The sequence below is a fragment of the Pseudomonas sp. genome, assembly GCF_030696055.1.
In the GTDB taxonomy this organism is placed as follows: domain Bacteria; phylum Pseudomonadota; class Gammaproteobacteria; order Pseudomonadales; family Pseudomonadaceae; genus Aquipseudomonas.
In genome coordinates, this window is the sequence record NZ_JAUYNP010000184.1 from 1 (window position 1) to 19836 (window position 19836).

Consider the following 19836-nt stretch of genomic DNA (forward strand, 5'->3'; position numbering starts at 1 on the left):
CCCCTCGATGGAGCTGGGAGTGGAGGCGAGGTTGTGGGTGAGTTCCAGTGCCCGAGCGAGACGCATAAAAAATCCGATGCCAATACTGGCATCGGATTTTGATTTCTTGCGGCCAAAGGTCAAGTAAGAGGGCTTAACTGACTGGCATTACCCATGCCGGGCGGCTTTTTTATGCCTGCGACAACCGTAGGATGGGTTGAGCGCAGCGATACCCATCGCCTTTGATGGGTTACGGCGCCTAGCCCCTGCGCCTTCCCAGTGACTTCTGCGCCAGCGCCCCATCCTACGCCTTGATCGGCACCGTGCTTGGGGCGCTTGGCCGTACCACCAGCCACAGCGCCACGGCGATCAGCACGCCGCCATACAGGTAGGCCCAGGACAGCGGCTCATCCAGCAACAGCGCGCCCCAGAGCACGCCGAAGGGCGGGATTAGAAAGGTGGTGGTCGAGGCCTTGATCGGGCCTATATCGCTGAGCAGGCGGAAATACAGGACATAGGCGAAGGCCGTGCAGACCAAGCCCAGGCCCGCCAGGGACAGCCAGACCTCGGCGCCGCCCCAACTAGCCGGCGGCTGCAGGATCAATGCGCCACCGAACAACGGCAGCAGAAACAGGCTGGCCCCGCAGAGGCTGGCGAAAGCGGTTAACCGGTTATCCAGGCCGCCTTGCTGGCCGATCCAGCGCCGGGTGAGGAAGCCGGCAAAGCCATAGCAGGTGGTGGCCACCAGGCAGGCGGCCGCGCCCAGCAGCAGGGTCAGGTCGAATTCCACCGGTCCGGTGCGGGTCAACACTCCTACGCCGAACAAGCCAATTGCCACCCCAAACGCCTTGCTTAAGGTCAGCGCCTCGGCGAAGAACAGCATGCCGATCAGCACCCCCATCATCGGTGTGGTGGCGTTGAGAATCGCCGAATAGCCCGCCGGCAACACCAGGGCCGCCAGGCAATACATGGCGGAGGGCAGGCCGGCGTTGATCACACCAAGCACCAGGCAGTGCTTAAGTTTGCCGCGAAAATCCCAGTTCACCCGCATCAGCAGCAGAATCGTCAACAGGCCGAGCATGCCAAAGCTGGCGCGGAAAAAGGCGGTCGGCATGCTGCCGAGCACCGGCGCGACTATGCGCATAAAGAGAAAGCTCGCGCCCCAGATGGCGGCGAGCAAGAGCAGACGCAGCAGATCGGCAAGGCGCACGACAGTCTCCACAGGAGTTTATTTAGGTTGAATAGTGTTGCCGGGCCGATGGGCCAAGGCAATTCGAAAAGCGCTTTCAAACGGGGTTTTACCAATATTTCACAGCAGATAACGCTTTTTACCCCCTTTGCCGGCTTTTACTTGGCGCAGTCACTGGATAAGCTCGGCGGATTATCCGCATTTCTTCTGTAGAGGTTCGTTCATGCCACAGCAATGGCCCGCCGGCGCTATCGCCCAGCTGATTCTCGATGGTTTCGATGATTATCGTGAACAGTTCCGCCAGATCACCAATGGGGCGCGGGTGCGTTTCGAGCAGGCGCAGTGGCAGGAAATTCAGCAGGCCTCGGCTGCGCGCATCGCGCTCTATGAAGAGTTCGTCAGCGAAGTCGGGGCTCGTCTGCGCCAGGCCTACAGCGAGGAGGTGCTGCTGGAGGTGGCGCAGTGGCCCCTGGTCAAGTCGGCCTATATCGCGCTGATCGACCTGCGCTACGACGATGAACTGGCGGAAACCTGGTACAACTCGATCTTCTGCGGGCTGTTCAGCCATGACCAGATCAGCGATGGCTGCATGTTTATCCACACCACCCGCCCGGCGTTGCGGGTCAATGAGCGGGCGCCGCAGACCCGGGTGTACGAGCCCAAGGGCAATATCGAACAGGCTCTGCGTCTGGTCTTCGAGGATTTTCGCTTCGAAGTGGGTTATGAGAATTTCGAGCGGGATCTGGCACGGCTGATCAAGCAGCTGCGCGACAGCCTGCCGGACTGGGTGTGCAAGGACCCGGACCTGCGCATCGAGCTGTTCGCCTCGCGCCTGTATCGCAACAAGGGCGCTTACCTGGTCGGGCGCATCTACACCCGCGACGAACAGTGGCCGCTGGTGATTCCGCTGCTGCACCGCGAGGGGCAGGGCATCCAGATCGATGCGCTGATCACCGACGAGGCGGAGGTGTCGATCATCTTCTCCTTCACCCGCTCCTACTTTATGGTGCGGGTCGGTTATCCGGCGGAATTCGTCGGCTTTCTCAAGCGCATCCTGCCGGGCAAGCATATTGCCGAGCTGTACACCTCGATCGGCTTCTACAAGCACGGTAAGTCGGAGTTCTACCGCGCGCTGATCAACCACCTGGCCAGCACCGACGACAAGTTCATCATGGCCCCGGGTGTGCGCGGCATGGTGATGAGCGTGTTCACCCTGCCGGGCTTCAACACAGTGTTCAAGATCATCAAGGACCGCTTCTCGCCGTCGAAGAACGTCGACCGCGCTACTGTGATCGAGAAGTATCGCCTGGTGAAAACCGTCGACCGGGTAGGGCGCATGGCCGATACCCAGGAGTTCGCCGACTTTCGCTTCCCGGTCAGCAAGTTCGACCCGGAATGCCTGGCCGAGCTGCTGGAAGTGGCGCCTTCTACCGTCGAGGTCAAGGGCGATACGGTGCTGGTGCGTCACTGCTGGACCGAGCGGCGTATGACGCCGCTGAATCTCTACGTGGAAAGCGCTAGTGAGGCCCAGGTGCGCGAAGCCTTGGACGATTACGGCCTGGCCATCAAGCAGCTGGCGGCGGCGAATATCTTTCCCGGCGACATGCTGCTGAAGAACTTCGGCGTGACCCGTCATGGCCGGGTGGTGTTCTACGACTACGACGAGATCTGCTACCTGACTGAGGCGAACTTCCGCCGCATTCCGCCAGCGCGCTACCCCGAGGATGAAATGTCTTCCGAGCCCTGGTACTCGGTGGCGCCGCTGGATGTCTTCCCCGAGGAGTTCCCGCCCTTCCTGTTTGCCGATATGCGGCAGCGCAAGCTGTTCAGCCAGTTGCATGGCGATCTGTATGACGCCGATTACTGGAAAGGCCTGCAGGAGGCGATTCGCGCGGGCAAGGTAATCGATGTCTTCCCCTACCGGCGCAAGGATCAGGCCGACAAGGAGTATTGAACCAAGCGCCTCTGCCGCCCCTGGGCTTAGCAGGCCGTTGAAAAACTACCTGCGTTGCCGATACGGCGTTAAAAACAGGCTCGGAATGCTCATTTACAACACGTAAACTGCGCTTCCTCGCCTGTTTTTGCCTTGTCTCGGCCGCCTCGCCTACGTTTTTCAACGGCCTGTTAGCCCTCGATCAGCAGGCGCCGGCCTTGTCTGGCTGCTGGAGTGCGGCTATTGCAGGCAATCTGTGCAGTAACCCTGATGTTGATCCAGAGCCGCTGGGGGATAGGCTAGCGAGATTGCATGGGGTGTTCCGAGCAATTTTTAGTGCTGCTTATGCCATCAAGCGACGGCAACCCCGCTCAGCTTGAGCTAGGCTCAGATAAGGCATTTAAGCGCCTGATCGAAGTCCTTGGCAGGAGGTGTCCCATGATCGCCAAGTTGCATAACCTGTTACATGACCTGCTGGCGGCCCTTGGTTTGCTTGACCGGCCGAAGCTGCAACCCATCCCTGTGCGACACGGCGATCAAGACCGGCCTGCAGCGCGGCCTCGGCGGCGCTGACGGAAGACCGGCTAGACGTTCCACCCTTATAACCTCTGCTTGCAGCCGGCGAGCCCGGTCTTTTCGAGCCTGTTCGCCATGCCAGCACCCAGGGCCTGGTGCACAGGCAGGCCGAGTCGATTTGTGTCCATGAACTCAGTCACGGGAAGGATCTTTGCCGAGCACGAATGGCTGAATCCTTCCTGATCTGCACAGCAGGATCCGCGGCTGCAACTGTGCCTCATTTTGCGTCGATCCAGATCAATGCAGGGGCCTGTTTACCGGCTCACTCGGCCGCCTGACCAGGCTTGTGGCAAACTGCGTGATATCAGGAGATCGCGATGTCACGCCTTCAATGCCCCGCTTGTCAGCGCCCGCTTGCGCACTGCTTATGTGCCCTTATTCCCCGCTTGGCGAGTCAGACTCGCGTGTTGCTGCTGCAGCATCCCAGTGAAGTCAAACATGCACTGAATACCGCGCGCCTGGCCGCGCTGGGTTTGTGCAATGCCGAGTTGCGGGTCGGCGAAACATTCGAGGATCTGCCTGAGTTGCTGGCTCCACCGGGTTACCAGGCCTGTTTGTTGTTCCCAGGGCAGGGCGCGCTGCCTTTGCCGCAGCTGGTTGAGCAGGCGGTTAGCCAGCCGCTGCTGTTGGTGGTGCCGGATGGTACCTGGCGCAAGGCACGCAAGCTGCTGCACTGCAATCCGCTGCTGGCGGCGTTGCCGCGGGTCACTCTGCCGCCTGGCTTGCAGTCGCGCTACCGCTTGCGCAAGGCCCCCATACCCGGGGCTTTATCAACCATCGAGGCGATTGTCAGTGCGTTGGACATTATCGAGGCGCCCCAGCGTTTCGATGCCCTGCTGCGGCCCTTCGAGGCCTTGATCGAGGGGCAGATCGCCGCCATGGGCGAGCCAACCTACAGGCGCAATCATGCCGGTGGTGCCGAGACTCTGTGATCGCGCCGCTCGGTGATTGCTATCCTCGTCTTAGCCCATGATGGCCACGGGATAATACTGGCGTTAACGGACCTGGGCGCTCCAGTCTGCTTGGTGGTCGTGTGGAGATCGCAGGCGGCAACGACGGGCTGAGTGGCGACCATGTGTTACGGGTGCATAGGCTCCACCGCTGTAAGCAGAGTGCGTCTCCCATCCAACATTCGTTTAGCGTTCGCGTAGCGCTTCGGCGCGGGCCTTGAGCACGGGCTTGAGCAGGTAGTCCAGCACGCTTTTCTTGCCGGTGATGATGTCAACGGTGGCGACCATCCCAGGAATGATCAGCAGCGGATGTTCGTCGCTGCCCAGGTGGCTTTTGTCGGTGCGCACCTGGATAAGGTAAAAGCTGTTGCCTTCTTCATCGGTGATGGTGTCGGCGCTGATCAGTTCCAGGTTGGCCTTCATGCCGCCGTAAATGGTGTAGTCGTAGGCACTGAACTTGACCATGGCATTCTGCCCCGGGTGGAGAAAGGCCACATCCTGCGGGCGCACCTTGGCTTCGACCAGCAGGCTGTCATCCAGAGGTACTATCTCCAGCATGTCACTGCCCGGTTGAACGACACCGCCTATGGTGTTGACCTTGAGTTGTTTAATCACCCCGCGAACCGGCGAGGCCACTGTGGTGCGACTGACCCTGTCCTGAATGGCGACGCTTGTGGAGGTGAGTTTCTTCAGCTCGGTGCGTATCTCGTTGAGTTCCTTGAAAGCATCGGAGCGAAAGCCCAGTTCCGACTCTTCGATCTTGCTTTTGATCTCCGCCACCGCCGATTCGGCTCGGGGAATCGCCAGGTGGGTGGCGTCCAGCGAACCCCGTATTTCCACCAGGCTGCGGCGCAAACGGAGAATTTCCACCTGGGAAATGGCGCCGGTCTCGACCAGCGGTTGCGACATGTTCAGTTCTTGTTGCAGCAGGCCCATGCTCGAACGGTACTGATGCGCCTTGGCGCGGAATTCGGCCAGCTCCTGGCTCTTTTGTCGCAGTTGTTCGCCCAGTGTGCGCTGTTCACTTTGCAGGCGACCCTGGCGTGACTGGTACAGCGCCAGTTCATCTTCTGCCAGTTGCGGGGCCTTGCGCAGAATCTCTTCCGGCATGGCGATGGGGCGGCCTTCGGCCTCGGCGGTCAAGCGTTCGACCCGGGCAACCAGGGCCAGGCGGTCGGCCTCGGTTTCGCCCTGGTTGGAGATAAAACGGGTGTCGTCCAGGCGCAGCAACACATCGCCCTTTTCCACGACCTGGCCTTCGCGCACGAAAATCTCAGTGACTATGCCGCCTTCCAGGTTTTGGATGACCTGGATCTTGCTCGAGGGAATGGCTTTGCCTTCGCCCGTGGTGACCTCTTCCAACACGGCAAAATTGGCCCAGATCAGCGCCACTATCAGGCAACTGCTGACAACCCAGACGGTGATCCGGGTAAACCAGGGCGAGTCCTCGAGAATGGTCCCGTCCACTTCCGGCATAAATTCGGTGTCCTGCCTGCGCTGGCGCATGCTGGAGAAATATTTGCTGAACGAGAGGCTCATAAGGGGTGGTTTCCTAGACCGCAGCCGGGCCGACCCGACCTTTGCGCAGTGCTTCGATGACCGTTTCTTTCGGGCCGTCGGCAACTATATGGCCGTTATCCAGCACCACCAGGCGATCGACCAGGCTGAGCATGGAGGCACGGTGGGTGATCAGCAGCATGGTCTTGCCTTGGGCCCAGGGTTGCAGGCGGCTGCGCAGTATCTCCTCGCTGGTGTTATCCATGGCGCTGGTGGGCTCATCCAGTACCAGTATGGGAGGGTCGAGCAGCAGGGCACGGGCGAGCAGCACCGCTTGGCGCTGTCCGCCGGAAAGCAGTTGGCCGCGTTCGCCCACCGGGCGGTCGAAGCCCTGGGGGTGCTGCCGCGCCAAGTCGACCACGCCGGTCAGCTCGGCGACTTCGAGCATACGGGCGTCGCTCACGTAACGTGCGCCCAAGGTCAGGTTGTCGCGCAGGCTGCCGGCCAGAAGAGGCAGGTCGTGGGCGACATAGCCGATTTGGTGGCGCAGGTCGGCCACATCGAGCTGCCGCAGGTCGATGTTGTCGAGCAGGATCTGCCCCTCATCGGCGGCGTAGAACGACATGATCAGGCGCGCCAGGGTACTTTTGCCCGAACCACTGCGGCCGATGATGCCAATGCGCTCGCCCGCCGCCATACGCAGGCTGACATTGGCCAGCGCCGGGGTGCTCTGGCCTGGGTAGCGAAAGGTCACCTGGCGAACGTCCAGTGCGCCGTGCAACTGGGTCCTGTCCAGTGGCCGCTGTTTGGCCTGGCGCTCTTGCGGCAAAGCCATCAGGGCGTCGGTGCTGGTCATGGTCAGGCGCGCTTGCTGGTAGCGGGTGATCAGGCCGGCGATCTGCCCGAGCGGGGCCAGTATGCGGCTGCCGAGCATGTAGCAGGCGACCAGGGCGCCGACGCTGAGGTTGCCGGCAATGATGCTGTAGACCCCGACTACTATGGTGGCCATGCCGGCGAATTGCTGGAAGAACATGGTGCCATTGGTGGCTATCGCCGCCAATGAACGGGCATGGATGTCCAGGCGGGTCAGGGCGCCATGGGTCTTTTCCCATTGATGCTGGCGTTCGCTTTCCGCCCCGCAGGCTTTCAGGGTTTCCAGGCCACCCAGGGTTTCTATCAGCAGGGCCTGGCGTTGCGAGGCCAGTTGCAGGCTTTTTTCAACGGTATCGCGCAGGCGTGTCTGGATGACAAAGGCGAACAGGGCGGTAATCGGGAAGGCCAGCAGCGGGATCACTACCAGCCAGTCACCAATCAGCCAGATCACCGCGATCATCAGCACGGAGAAGGGCAGGTCGATCAGGCTGGTCAGGGTGACGGCGGTAAGAAATTCGCGCAGCCCCTGGAAGTCATGGATGCTCTGGGCAAAGCCGCCGATGGTGGCTGGGCGTGCTTTCATCGACATGCCGGTGATGCGTTCGAACAGGGTGGCGGACAGCACCACGTCGGTTTTCTTGCCGGCCGTATCCAATAGATGGGCCCGCAGTATTTTCAGCAACAACTCGAAGCCCATGGCGATAAACAAGCCAATCGCCAGCACCCAGAGTGTCGACGTGGCCTGGTTAGGTACCACGCGGTCGTAAGTCTGCATGACGAACAGCGGGATCATCAGGCTCAGCAGGTTGATCAGCAGGCTGGCTAGCAGGGCATCGGTGTAGAGCCAGCGTGACAGCTTGAGGGTGTCGCGGAACCAGGCCTCGATGCGGGGTACCAGAGGCGTGCGCGCCTCCTCCAGTTCATGGCGCGGACGGGCGAAGAACGCTTGGCCACTATATTCGCTAGCCAGTTGTTCGCGGTCGACCCACTGCGCGCCTCCATCGGCTTCGCAGGGCAGGATCTGCGCCTGATTCTTCGGCCCCCATTGGCGCAGCACCGCGCTACGACCATCTTTCAGGAGCAATAAGATCGGCAGGTTGAGTGGTGAGATGCTGGCCAGGTCACGCCGTAGCAGACGACCTTGCAGGCCCGCACGTGCCGCAGCGCGCGGCAGTAATTCGGGGGTAAGGCACTGCTTAGGCATCGGCAGGCCTGCGCTTAAACTGCCACGGCTGACTGAGCAGCCGTGGAGTCTACAGAGGATCAACAAACCATCGAGTAGCGGGTCGTCATGGCTCAGCCGCGGATCGCTGGATGAGTCCGATCGTTCCATGGTGGTCAAATTTCACTACTCCTGAAACGGTGCTACTTCATTGCCGGCAAACGCGCCTCGCTCTTCACTTCGCTGAGGGCTACAGCTTCGGCCGGTACTACCACCTGTTGCTGACGCAGCAGGTCGCCCATGGCGGCAACCACGCGGTACATGGAGAACTCTTCGAGGAAACGCACCTCCGTGTAACGACGGTTAGCGGTGAACAGTTCATTTTCACTGTCCAGCAGGTCGAGCAGGGTGCGTTGACCCAGGCTGAACTGCTGCTGATAAGCCTCACGTACTCGCGCGGTGTAGTCCGCATAGTCACGAGCAGTAGGGGTTTGTTGGCGGGCGTTCTCCATGGCATTCCAGGACAGGGAAAGGTTTTCATTGAGCACCCGCAGGGCATTGTTGCGAATGTCCATTGATTCGTTGATCTGGTGAGCGGATGACTGCAGCTGAGCCTTGTCGCGCATGCCATTGAACAGGTTGTAGTTCATCACCACAGCCGCACGCCAACTGTTGTCATGCCCGCCAATGCCTTGGGTATTGTCATTGGCCGTGGTGGCGAGTTCGACGTCGAAACGTGGGTAGAAAGGCGACTTGGCCACCTCGTACTGTTTCTCCGCAGCCTGCACGTCGGCTTGTGCAGATTTCAGGAAGGGGTTGTTGTCCATCACGGTCTGGCGGGCCGTAATCAGGTCTTCCGGCATAGTGCCTTTGACCGATGTGGGGGACTCCAGCTCATCCGGCATGCGCCCAACGGCACTGAAGAAGTTGGCTTCAGCGTCAGCCAGGTTCACCTGCTCGGTATAAAGGTTGTTCTGCGCCAGGGCCAGACGTGCTTCCGACTGGTCGAGGTCGGCGGTGCTACCCACGCCCTGTTGGTTGCGTAGGCCAATCTGATCATTGATGCGTTGATGCGCCTGCAAGTTATTGCGGGCCAGTTCGAACATCTCGCGGCGTTTCAATACATCCAGATAAACCTCGACGGTACGCAGCGCCAAGCTCTCAGAGGTGCCCAGCAGGCGATACGCGCGTGAGTTGACCACGGCTTCGGTGCGGGCTACTTCGTTGGGCGTATTGAAGCCGTCGAACAGCATCTGCCGCAGCCGCAGTTCTGAGGTGCCATAGGTCAGGGTTTCCGTATTGTGGTTGCCCGCCGCCCGAGTGGTGGGGCTATCGGTGTGTTCCCGCCCATAACCGACCAACAGATCGACAGTGGGGAGATAGCCACCCTTGGCGATCTTCACTTCTTCATCTGAGGAAAGACGGCTGTTTGCCCCTGCGTGCACTTCTGGGTGGTTGTCCAGGGTGCTCTGAATGGCTTCCGAAAGGCTAATGGCCTGGGCTTGTGCACTGATAGACGCCAGCAGCACGGCGCTCCATAGGGGGTTGAGTGCGCGCATCTGATAACTCTCCTTAATTAGATCTTATAAATCCGCTCGCCAAAAAAATGGCTCATTCAATGGGTGGACTGGCCCGGGTTTCTAACTTCACAGCTAAGAACACCTTTAGTTGTAGCTTAGAAAAATTGATTACACGGGTTATGAGGAAAAAATCTTATGCGGGCCGAGAAAAGCGGCACATCGTTCTACGTACGGCCAAGCGCTTTGGCTTTTTGTTGGTATGCGTGATTAACGCAGGTGGTCAAACACGATTCGGGCGGGGGGGCTGTTCGCTGGAGTAGTACGGCGCAGGTTGGTGGTGACATTTATTGTCGTTAGGGTTTTTTCTGGGTTTTGCGTTGCCCTCTCACTCCACTGCTCTTGTTATTACCCATTCCTCAGAAAGGTGTTCTGACTTTTTAATATAGATGCTGGCAGTGGTCGGCAGCTGTAGTGAGGATGAAATCATGGCTGCTTTAATTGGTGTCGCCAGTCAGGTCGTCGGCGAAGTCAACGGGCTCTACAGCGCGAGCTTTGGTGCGGATCGTTTGGATTTTTTGTCTACCGCGCTGGGGGTGAGTGGTAGCTATGGTGGTGAGTCCGTCAGCTTCGTGCAGCAAGACACCGCTGAGGCAGGTATCAGCAAGGTGGATGTGACGGCGATGGATGGCAGTAATGAAGTGCTGTTCAGCTTCTACTACGCGACGATAACCAATGCGGTGTCTGATGGCGGCGATGGCAGTGTGGAGTTCCAGGCCTTTAGCAGCTTGGCAGATGCTGGAGGCAGCCCGTTCTTTGCGCTGACCGTCAATCCAGATAGCACCTACACCTTCGATATGCTGTCGAACGAGATGATTGCCACCACGACTGTGAGCGGGGAGGACTTCGAAGCGTTCGGGCTGATCGGAGAGGTGACGATAGACGATCTATCTCTCACCATCCGTGGATCGGACGATATCAATGCCTCTGATAACGGTATCGGGGTTTCCAATCCGCAGATCAGCAGTGGCGAGTGGATGTTGCTCGACTTCTTGAATAAACAGACCTATGTCAGTTTCACCTTGCAGCAATGGACGGGGTCTGCCACCGCGGCGGTACTGATGCTGACCTTGGGTGGTGTGGCATTTGACTTCAACACGGCCGTGGCCGGTGATCAGAACCTTTCCGTGCCGAAAGGCGGTGAACGAATCACGGTGATAGTCGATGTCGATCTGGCCGGGACCTGGAATTACGATGCCACGACCAAGACCTACACCCTCTATACAGACACTGAGTTCGACGATCTGCGGCTGAATTACGTCAGTGGCACGCCGAACTTCAATATCAACCACATCACCTATGACCAGACCGTCACGGTTGAGGACCTGGCGCTCAACTTCAATCTCGCGGTGACGGATGCCGATGGCGACACGGTTGCCCTGGATGACGAACTGACCATCACCATGCTCGATCCTGATGAAGTGGTATCTGCTGCTGCCGATGGGGTGGATGCCGATATCGGGGTGGTGTTGTCGAGTCGTGGTGAGGCCGACCCCCTGATTGGCGGAGAGGGTGACGATATTCTGATTGGTGGTGACAGTGGCGACCTCTTGAGTGGTGGCGCCGGTGCGGGTGTCTTCAAATGGGTAGCAGGCAATACCGGCACCGATACCGTCACTGACTTCGTGATACACCACAACGCTGGGGGCGATCAGTTGGATCTTTCCGAGCTGTTGGTCGGTGCCAGCGGCTCGGCGGAGAATATCGGTAACTTGCTGAGCTATATCGATATCTCTGTGTCGGGTTCGGATACTTTGGTCAGGGTGAGCAGCACCGCGGTCGCCGATCCGACGGTTGCGCCGGAGCAGACCATAGTGCTGGACAACGTGGACCTGTACGCCAGCTATGGCGTGGGTAACGAAAACGACCTGGTGTTGAGCATGCTCGGCGATGGCACGCTGAAGATCGATACCGTCTAACCGACAGGCAGTAAATCAGCCCGCCACTCCTAATGGATGGCGGGCTTTTTTATGAGCGTTGTGTCATGGCTTTTCTGAGGCAGGTTAGGTTTAGCCATAGAGGCTGACCGAACGCCCTATCGGGGTGTCCAGAATCATTGAGCCACAACATAGGGGAAGGTTAGAAAAATTGATTACACGAGTTATGAGGAAAAAATCTTATGCAGCCTGAGAAAAGCAGCACATTGTTTTAGACAGCAGCCAAGCGCTTTGGCTCTGTGGCGGTATGCGCGATTAAAACAGGCGGTCAAACACGATTCGGGCGGGGAGCTGTTTGCTGGAGTAGTACGACGCAGGCTGGTAGTGACATTTTTTTGGCATTGGCGTTCTGTTTGGGCTCTGCGTTGCCCTCTCTCTACTGTTCTTCTTATCACCCCGTTTACAGTGAAGGTGTTCTGGCCTTTTAAGTACGTGTCGGCGGTGGTCGGCAGCTGTAGTGAGGATAGGATCATGGCTACTTTAATTGGTGTCGTCAGTCAGGTCGTTGGCGAAGTCTTTGCAGTAGCCGGCGATGGAGCGCGGAGACCGCTGGTCGAAGGTGATCGCGTCTATGCCGGTGAGCAGATTGTCACGGGTGCATCGGGTGCGATCTCGGTCGCCATGACTAATGGTCAGCAACTGACCCTTGGGCGCGACAGCAGCCTGACCCTCAACGAACAAATGCTCGCCTCAGCGCCTGACGCCCCGCCTCCAACCGGTGATACCGCGCCTGCCGCACCCAGTGACAGCGAGCTAACTGATGTCGAACGGCTGCAAGCCGCCATTGAAGCGGGGGTCGACCCGACCCTGGCAGGTGAGGCCACTGCCGCAGGCCCTGGCGCCGGCGGGGCGGGTGGCGCCGGTGCTGCCGGTGGCGGTCATTCCTTTGTACTGCTGGGTGAAACCGGCGGTGCGCTGGACCCGGTTATCGGCTTCCCGACCGAAGGGCTGGGTAGCGGGCCGGAGTTTCCGAATCCTGATCCGACGGTGCTTTTTGATGAGCCGGTGGTAGTTCCTGACTTCACGCCTGAGATTGAGGTTGTTTATGACGACCCCAGTGTCGACACCGGGGTAGGTGTAGTCGAGGAAGCCGCGCTGGGGAACGGTGAAACTCCTGCGCCAGGGGATGGCAGTAATCCTGATAGCCTTGCCGAGACGACCACTGGCCAATTGATTATTACTTCTCCAGACGGCGTTTCCTCCGTGCAAGTGCAATTGCAGGTGCAAAACATCGCGGGGGAATGGATTGATATCACCAATGGCGGAACCGTTCAGGGGCAATACGGCTTTTTGACCTTCGATGGAGCGGGTAATTGGGATTACACCATAGAGGTCAGCACTGTCGATCACAACATTCCCGGTGCCACTGGGGCGGACGATCAGGTTGCAGAGACCTTTGCCGTACGGGTCATTGATAACGATGGTGATATTTCACCGGCAGCCCCCTTGACGATTCTGATCAATGACGATGGCCCGACGGCGTTGGACGACACGGCTGTGAGTGTTGCGGAGGATGCTGTCGGTACGATTGGTGGCGCTGTTCTGGACAACGACACACGTGGTGCCGACGGCGCGACGCTGACCTCGGTTAATCTGGGCGACGGCAACGGTTTCCAAGCGATTGCCGCGCTGGGAACGACTTTACTTTCAACCGCGAACGGCACCTATACCTTTACCTCTGCGGGTGCCTGGACGTTTGATCCAACCTCGGGCGTGAGCAATGCAGCGGGTGTGTCTGCCGGGTTCACCTATACGCTTACCGATGGTGACGGGGATACCGACACGGCGGTACAGCCGATAACGGTGACCGATGGCACAGGCCCGGTTGCGGGCGATCCGATCAGCCTGGTGGTGGATGACCAGAACCTGAGCGATGGTTCCAGCCCGGCCACACCGGTGACTGACGACGGCTCAATCACCTTTACCCCGGGCTCGGATGCGATTGCCTCGATCATGTTCAGCGACGACCTGGGCGGTTTGGGTGGCGGCCTGACCTGGAGTCGGGAATCGGACAGCAAGATTGTCGGTAAAGACGGCGGCGTGACCATCGTGACCCTGAGCTTGGGCGTAGTGGCCAATGTGGCCACGGTCACGGCGACCCTGGCCGACAACTACGACAGCCATCCGGGCATCAATCTGGATGACTTGCAGGATCTCGGTTCGGTGACGGTGGTGGCGACTGACACCGACGGCGATTTTGTCGAGGGTACGGTGGATGTCTCGGTGTCGGATGACGTGCCGAGCGTGACGGCGGTGGTGACGGACGAGAACGCGATCCGCCTGAACACCCAGGATGCCGAGACTATTGCGGCAGCGTCCGACACGGCCAGCGCCAACTTCAGCGGCGCCTTCACGGTCGGCAGTTCCAGCTATGGCGCGGATGGCGCGGGCACCACCACCTGGAGCTACAGCCTAAACCTGATCGCGGCCTCGGGTGCGGACTCGGGGTTGAAGAGCGATGGCAACACCATCTACCTGTACGACGTGAGTGGCGTGATCGTCGGCTCGACCTCGGCGACAGCCGTCGGGGTGACGGCGGGCAACACCGTATTCTCGTTGTCGGTGAACGGCACGACTGGTGTGGTGACCCTGACTCAGGCTCAGGAAATCGACCATGCGTTGCCGGGTGCCAGCTCGAACTACGATGCACAGGAAGCGGTGCTGGGTACGGACTTGGTGGGTCTGAAAGGCACGGTGACGATCACCGACGGTGATGGCGACACCGACACCGACGAGCAGACCCTCGATCTGGGTGGCAACGTGGTGTTCGACGACGACGGCCCGGTGGTGAGCGCGAACGCTGCTGTGCAGTTAGATGACGATGCGCTGGCAGGCGGTAACCCAGGCGGTATCGATGACGATGCCAATGCGGCCAACACCAGCGGCACGCTGGGGCACAGCTTTGGTGCCGATGGTGCGGGCTCGGTGGAGTGGCTGACCACGGGGGCGCCAGCGGGTTTCACCTACGAGAAGTCGGGAGACAGCCTGCTGATCAAGCAGGCGGGCGTCACCGTACTGACCGTGACGCTGAACACCGCTACCGGTGCCTATGCGGTGACCCAGAATGCGGCCATCGACCATCCGACGGGTCTGAACGAGAACAATGACAGCTTCACGCTGAACTATCAGGTGGCCGATGGAGACGGTGATACGGCTCCTGGCGCCTTGACCATCAACGTTGACGACGACACGCCAGTGGTTCTCAACAAGACGGATCTGATCTATGCGAACTCAAGCAATCCGGTTCCCGGCGGGACAGGGATCTTCGACTACAGCATCGGCGCCGACAGACGGACCAGCTTTAGCGTATCGAACTCCGACTTTTCCACCATCAGCCTTTCGGGCACGGTGGGGACTGCGGCCATCACGGCGGCTTTGGTGTCCTGGGCGGCGGAGACTACAACCTCTGCGACCTTCGATATCCAGTTCATGTATGCCGCGAATCCGCTGACGCCCAGTGTGCTGACACCGGCCGAAGGTACGCTTACCTTCGACAAGGTAAGTGGGACCTATACCGTGACCTTGGATGCGCCGATCAAAAGCTTGCTTACAACCAGTAGCTCGATGTCCAGGGTGAGCTACGACTTGGAGGGTTCACCCCAGCCGGAAATTGTGGTGTCCAAACTGGCCGCAGATTTCTTCGTACGCTTCACCGGGGATGAAGAGGCACCGGGAGCCCCGGTGGATTTCACGACCAGTAATGGCGACTTCGTCTTTGTCGATGACGAGCGCTTTGTCGGCGAGCAAACCTGGGTGAGTATTAGCGGGACGGCAAACGGCGTCGCCAGCGACACCCTGCAGGACGGCGAAATCCTCAATATGGATTTTTACGCAGACGACCCGCTGGGGAGTCTGAACCCACATGTAGATGTAGATAAGGCGCTGGCGAGCGGTATATACCTCAAACTCGCTCAGTTGGGTGCCGGCGAAGATCTCGTCGTCATCCTCAAACTCATAGATCCGGACGACAACTCGGAGACGACCCGGGCAATTATCGTCGATGCAGGCGACATCTTCCGCTCCAGTGAAAGCAATCCATATGACATCACCTTCACGGACGGTAGTGACGGTTTGGTGATCATCGAAAGCAATGACTACAACGACGCCGATGAGAACTATCAGATCTACGGCGCGCAATTGATCGTTTCGACCGAAAACATCACCGGCTCCGGTATCGATCTGATTCGCGCGACCGGTGCCAGCGGCGGCTCGACCGGCACCCAGGATTTCGAGGCCAATCCGGGGCTAGGGGCGGATACGGACGACAATGACGTGATCAAGATTGTCGACATCGGCATTCTTGGAACCAGCACGCAGAACGCCAATCTGGACTTCAGCTTCCAGGTTGTGGATGCAGATGGCGACACTACGAGCACGCAGCTGCTCGAAGTCGCCATCGTTGGCGGTTCCACCTTTACGGGCACTGAGAATGCGGAAGTCATTCAGGGCAGCGCGGGTAACGACAGCCTGCTCGGTAATGGTGGTGACGATATCCTGATCGGTGGCTTGGGCAATGACTTTCTGTCCGGCGGGGCGGGGGGAGACACCTTCAAATGGCAGTTGAATGAGACTGGCACCGATACCGTCACTGGCTTCGTCAAGGGTTTGGACCATCTGGATCTATCCGAGCTTCTGACCCACACCGACCCTTTAACCCCTGGTGACTTGACTAACTACTTGTCCTTCAGTCCTCCTGAGGCCAGTACTAACAGTACCACTATTACGGTGGATGCCAATGGCACTGTGGGGGGGACTGCTGGGCCGACCATCGTACTGGAGGGGGTAAACCTGTACGAGCAGTATACCCCCACGAGTGCGGGAGATCTCATCGGCAAGATGCTTGATGATGGTTCGTTGGTGGTATAGGCCTAATCAGCCCGCCTCCTTAAAAGGATGGCGGGCTTTTTATGTGGGTGCGCCAGGCATGGCGCGTTGCGCGTAGCGCAACCAGCTTGGCTGTGGTGGCCACGCTGGTGACTTGGAGGTGAAAGTCCTCTACACACCCGGCAAGGGGAAGTGCTAGCCGAAGGCAAGGGTGACGTGGGTGACCGCGAATCTGAAGGAAGCCCGAGGCAAAATGCTGGCCTGACGAACAGGAAGTTTGTAGTGGTCAAGTTTTTCCGGACACCAAGATAGGTGTTTTATCGACCGATTCCCGTTCAAAGACGGAGGGTGGTCGGTAGCCCAGTTTTGAATGCAGGCAGGTGCTGTTGTAAAAGCCCACGATGTAGTCGGTGATATCCCGAGTCGCTTCTCCTGCGTTGGCATAGTCGCGGAGCCAGACTCGTTCCATCTTCAAGCTCAAGAAGAAACGCTCCATCACCGCGTTGTCCCAGCAATTGCCCTTGCGGCTCATGCTGCACACCAGGTCGTAGTGTCGCAGCAGTGTCCGGTAGTCCGTGCTGGCGTACTGGCTGCCGCGGTCAGAGTGCACGATCAGCCCCGGTGCCGGCTGGCGTTGCGCAATCGCAATTTGCAAGGCTGTACACACCAGCGAGGCCGGCATAGTCGGCGCCATGGCCCACCCCACCACCTTGCGCGAATACAGGTCGAGTACGACAGCCAGATACAGCCAGCCCGATCGCGTTCGGATGTAAGTGATGTCGGCCACCCAGGCCAAGTTGACCGCCGCCGGCTCGAACTGCCGGTTGAGAATGTTCTCGGCCACCGGCAGCGCGTGCTTGCTATCGGTGGTATGCACGAACTTACGCTTCCAGCTCGGCCGCAGGCCATGCAGACGCATCAGTCGGCGAACCTTGCTGCGTCCTGTCGGCAGGCCTTCTGTATGCAAGGCTATACGCTACCGCTGACTCCCATAGCTGCCACTACTGGCATGAAAAGCCGCTTTCAGATGCACACTGGTGGCGCATACCAACGGTACCCGCGCCTGACGCTGCAGTGCTTCGTAGTAGCCGGAGCGGCTGATGCCTAGCACCTGGCAAACCAGGGCCACAGGGATGGCCTTCTGTTGCAACTGCTGAACCAGCGAGTGGCTCACTTCAGTTCTCGGGCAAAGAAGGCCGACGCTTTTTTTAGGATGTCGACATCCATGCGCAATTGACGATTCTCGCCTTCGAGCTGCCGGATACGTTGCTGCTCAGCCGTTAACGGCTTGCCTATGCCGGATTGCCCCAGTTGCTCAGCTTCGTACTGCTGCACCCGGCGGCGAACCGCTGTCGGGCCAAGATCCATGTCCTGACAGACCTGGGGCACGCTGAGCCCTTGCTCTTTGATCATTTTCACGACTTGCAGCTTGAAGCTGACGTCGAATGCTTTGCGTATACGGCTCATGAACGCTCCTCAATGGATGGATTTTCCACCTATCGAGGTGTCCGGAGAAAGTAGACCACTACACCCGTGCTGCGCGGTTGGGCTGGCTACTTCAAGCTGAGCCAGAGCAAGCGGCCACTTGAGGAATTGGATGGCTGGGTGCGTCACAAACTTCGCTGTGCCATTTGGCGCCAATGGAAACGACCCTCTACAAGAGCACGCAACCTAATGCGTCTGGGGCTCAGCGAAGCGCGGGCCTGTAGATCAGCGTTCAACGGTCGAGGCCCATGGTGGAACTCGAGAGCGCCACATATGAATCAGGCGCTGTCGAAGAAGCTATGGGATCAACTTGGACTGGTCTCGATACTGGATACGATTAACCGGCTTAGCCGTATAACCTGAACCGCCGTATACGGAACCGTACGTACGGTGGTGTGAGAGGACGGCGGGGGTGACTCCGCCTCCTACTCGATGTTTTTTATATGGGGGCGTGGCGAAGGGGTTCTGGAGCAGCTCAGTTAACGATCTGGCCGCTAGCTTTGGTTGCTTAGCCGCCGCAAATACCCCACCACATCCGGAGCGCCAGCCAGGCGCAGGCCTTCGCCAAGGGCGGTGGCTTCTGCGGAGTATTTGGGGAGCAGGAGGAACTCCGGGTCGCCGGGGCTGCGTAGCAGTGACAAGCGCGCATAGGGCAGGCCGCTATCCAGCAGCAGGCCCATAAAGGCTGGATCGCTCCAGGCGGCTCCTGGCATGGCCAGCACGTGATAGTGCTGTTGCAACTGGGCAAGTCCCTGGGGGCTCAAGCGATAGTGACTGAGATCCGCCGGCAGGCTGATGTCCAACTCGCGGCGGCGGGCATAGGCAATGGCGCAGGCAAAGGCTTCGCTGTGGTGTTCGCCGGCCCAGAACACTCGCTCGCCATGCCAACTGGCCTGACGCAGGCTGATGCGTTCGTCGGCAAGAAAGCGCGGCAGTGCCAGGCTGATGGTTTTGACGAAGTCCTTGTAGCTGATGATGCGCACCTGGCGGCAGGCCTGGCTGGCGGCATAGTCCTCAAAACAGCCGAAGGGCGCTTGTTCGCGATTGCCAGCGGAAAAGCCATCGACCCTGCGCAGGTCGAACGAAGCCAGTTGTTGTTCCTGCAATTCGATTACGCGAATCAGCACGGCATGGGCTTGAGCTTTGTCTTCCTGTACGGGGCCGGAAAGGGCGCTGCGCGGCAGGTCGATCAAACGATGCAGTTGCGGTCCATCCTGCCAGCAGATGCTGTCACGGATTGCCGGTAAGGGGCTGAACGGCAGGCGCAGTTGACTGGCGCGCTCGAGTATCTGCCGAGGCGCGCGACCAATAAGGCCCAGGCGTTGTGCCAGGGCACCAAGGCGTGAGCTGAGGGTGGAGGGTTGCTCAGACAGACTCATGGCCAAGTACGAACTCCAAAGTCACCACGGCCAGTTTGGCAGAGCCGCATGGCTGCTGAACAGGCTTTATCGACTGGTTTGACAGGTTTTTTGCCGGGCTTGTAGGCCGCCTGTGGCAATATTGTCGCATTCATTTGCGAAGGTGCCTCCATGCCCAGTCTGGTACTGGATATTGCGCTATCGGCCGAGCGGTTGCGCGTGATCTATCAAGGGCGCGCCAACCGTATTTTGTTGCGCAGTCGTGACGGTAGACGAGTCAGCGTACCGGCGCATCATTTTCGGCAGTTTATGACCCACGAAGGGGTCTATGGTTCCTTCGAGCTGGAGTTTAGCCTAGCGGGCGAATTGCTCAGCTTGCGCCGTTTGAGCTGAAGCAGCCTTGCGCCTCGCCTATCAGCCGGCCAGGCGGCTATAATCGCGGCCTTTGTCACTTTATCGAGCTAAGCCTGCCCATGTATTCCCTGGCCCGCGTGCT

11 protein-coding genes and 2 pseudogenes are annotated in these 19836 nt (G+C 59.2%); 7 read left to right on the forward strand and 6 right to left on the reverse strand.

From position 1 onward, the window contains the following. Nucleotides 1-283: 283 nt before the first annotated feature. Nucleotides 284-1189, reverse strand: coding sequence for a DMT family transporter (locus tag Q8Q83_RS10815; RefSeq protein ID WP_305623598.1), 906 nt, complete (start codon nt 1187-1189; stop codon nt 284-286). Nucleotides 1190-1391: 202 nt separating this feature from the next. Here Q8Q83_RS10815 and aceK point away from each other — a divergent pair, with 202 nt between their 5' ends. The 3 genes from aceK (at nt 1392) to Q8Q83_RS10830 (ending at nt 4609) form a co-directional block, all read left to right on the forward strand. After that, nucleotides 1392-3122, forward strand: coding sequence for a bifunctional isocitrate dehydrogenase kinase/phosphatase (gene aceK, locus Q8Q83_RS10820; RefSeq protein ID WP_305623600.1), 1731 nt, complete (start codon nt 1392-1394; stop codon nt 3120-3122). A 417-nt stretch (nt 3123-3539) separates the two neighbouring features. Continuing rightward, nucleotides 3540-3674, forward strand: a complete 135-nt coding sequence (locus Q8Q83_RS10825) for a PA1414 family protein (protein WP_305623601.1) — start codon at nt 3540-3542, stop codon at nt 3672-3674. Between the two features lie 320 nt (nt 3675-3994). Beyond that, the gene (locus Q8Q83_RS10830; protein ID WP_305623603.1) at nt 3995-4609 is read left to right on the forward strand and encodes a tRNA-uridine aminocarboxypropyltransferase; all 615 of its coding nucleotides are present in this window, start codon (nt 3995-3997) and stop codon (nt 4607-4609) included. A 204-nt stretch (nt 4610-4813) separates the two neighbouring features. Here Q8Q83_RS10830 and Q8Q83_RS10835 read toward each other — a convergent pair whose 3' ends face one another. The 3 genes from Q8Q83_RS10835 to Q8Q83_RS10845 are packed head-to-tail and all read right to left on the reverse strand — an operon-like array spanning nt 4814 to nt 9718. Further along, nucleotides 4814-6166: an HlyD family type I secretion periplasmic adaptor subunit gene (locus Q8Q83_RS10835; RefSeq protein ID WP_305623604.1), complete on the reverse strand. Its 1353-nt coding sequence runs from the start codon at nt 6164-6166 to the stop codon at nt 4814-4816. Between the two features lie 13 nt (nt 6167-6179). Beyond that, on the reverse strand, nt 6180-8330 hold the full coding sequence (locus tag Q8Q83_RS10840) for a type I secretion system permease/ATPase (RefSeq protein WP_371132398.1): 2151 nt from the start codon (nt 8328-8330) through the stop codon (nt 6180-6182). A 32-nt stretch (nt 8331-8362) separates the two neighbouring features. Beyond that, entirely contained in the window at nt 8363-9718 is a 1356-nt protein-coding gene (locus tag Q8Q83_RS10845) for a TolC family outer membrane protein (protein WP_305623607.1), read from the reverse strand. A gap of 446 nt (nt 9719-10164) precedes the next feature. On the opposite strand from Q8Q83_RS10845, the gene Q8Q83_RS10850 reads away from it, so the two are divergent. Both Q8Q83_RS10850 and Q8Q83_RS10855 read left to right on the forward strand, forming a co-directional pair. Next, complete coding sequence (locus tag Q8Q83_RS10850; protein WP_305623609.1) at nt 10165-11655, forward strand: type I secretion C-terminal target domain-containing protein; 1491 nt, start codon at nt 10165-10167, stop codon at nt 11653-11655. A gap of 489 nt (nt 11656-12144) precedes the next feature. Then, nucleotides 12145-16539 carry a retention module-containing protein gene (locus tag Q8Q83_RS10855; RefSeq protein WP_305623611.1) on the forward strand — a complete coding sequence of 1465 codons (4395 nt, stop codon included), beginning with the start codon at nt 12145-12147 and terminating at the stop codon, nt 16537-16539. Between the two features lie 244 nt (nt 16540-16783). On the opposite strand, the pseudogene Q8Q83_RS10860 reads toward Q8Q83_RS10855, so the two are convergent. Continuing rightward, a pseudogene (locus Q8Q83_RS10860) lies at nt 16784-17964 on the reverse strand (IS3 family transposase). A 63-nt stretch (nt 17965-18027) separates the two neighbouring features. Between Q8Q83_RS10860 and Q8Q83_RS10865 the strand changes: the two are divergent. Next, nucleotides 18028-18345: pseudogene (locus tag Q8Q83_RS10865) on the forward strand (group II intron maturase-specific domain-containing protein); the annotation flags it as partial. A 131-nt stretch (nt 18346-18476) separates the two neighbouring features. Here Q8Q83_RS10865 and Q8Q83_RS10870 read toward each other — a convergent pair. After that, entirely contained in the window at nt 18477-19361 is an 885-nt protein-coding gene (locus Q8Q83_RS10870; protein ID WP_305623613.1) for a DUF6685 family protein, read from the reverse strand. Nucleotides 19362-19511: 150 nt separating this feature from the next. On the opposite strand from Q8Q83_RS10870, the gene Q8Q83_RS10875 reads away from it, so the two are divergent. Further along, nucleotides 19512-19733, forward strand: a complete 222-nt coding sequence (locus Q8Q83_RS10875; RefSeq protein WP_305623615.1) for a DUF2835 domain-containing protein — start codon at nt 19512-19514, stop codon at nt 19731-19733. Nucleotides 19734-19836 lie beyond the last annotated feature (103 nt).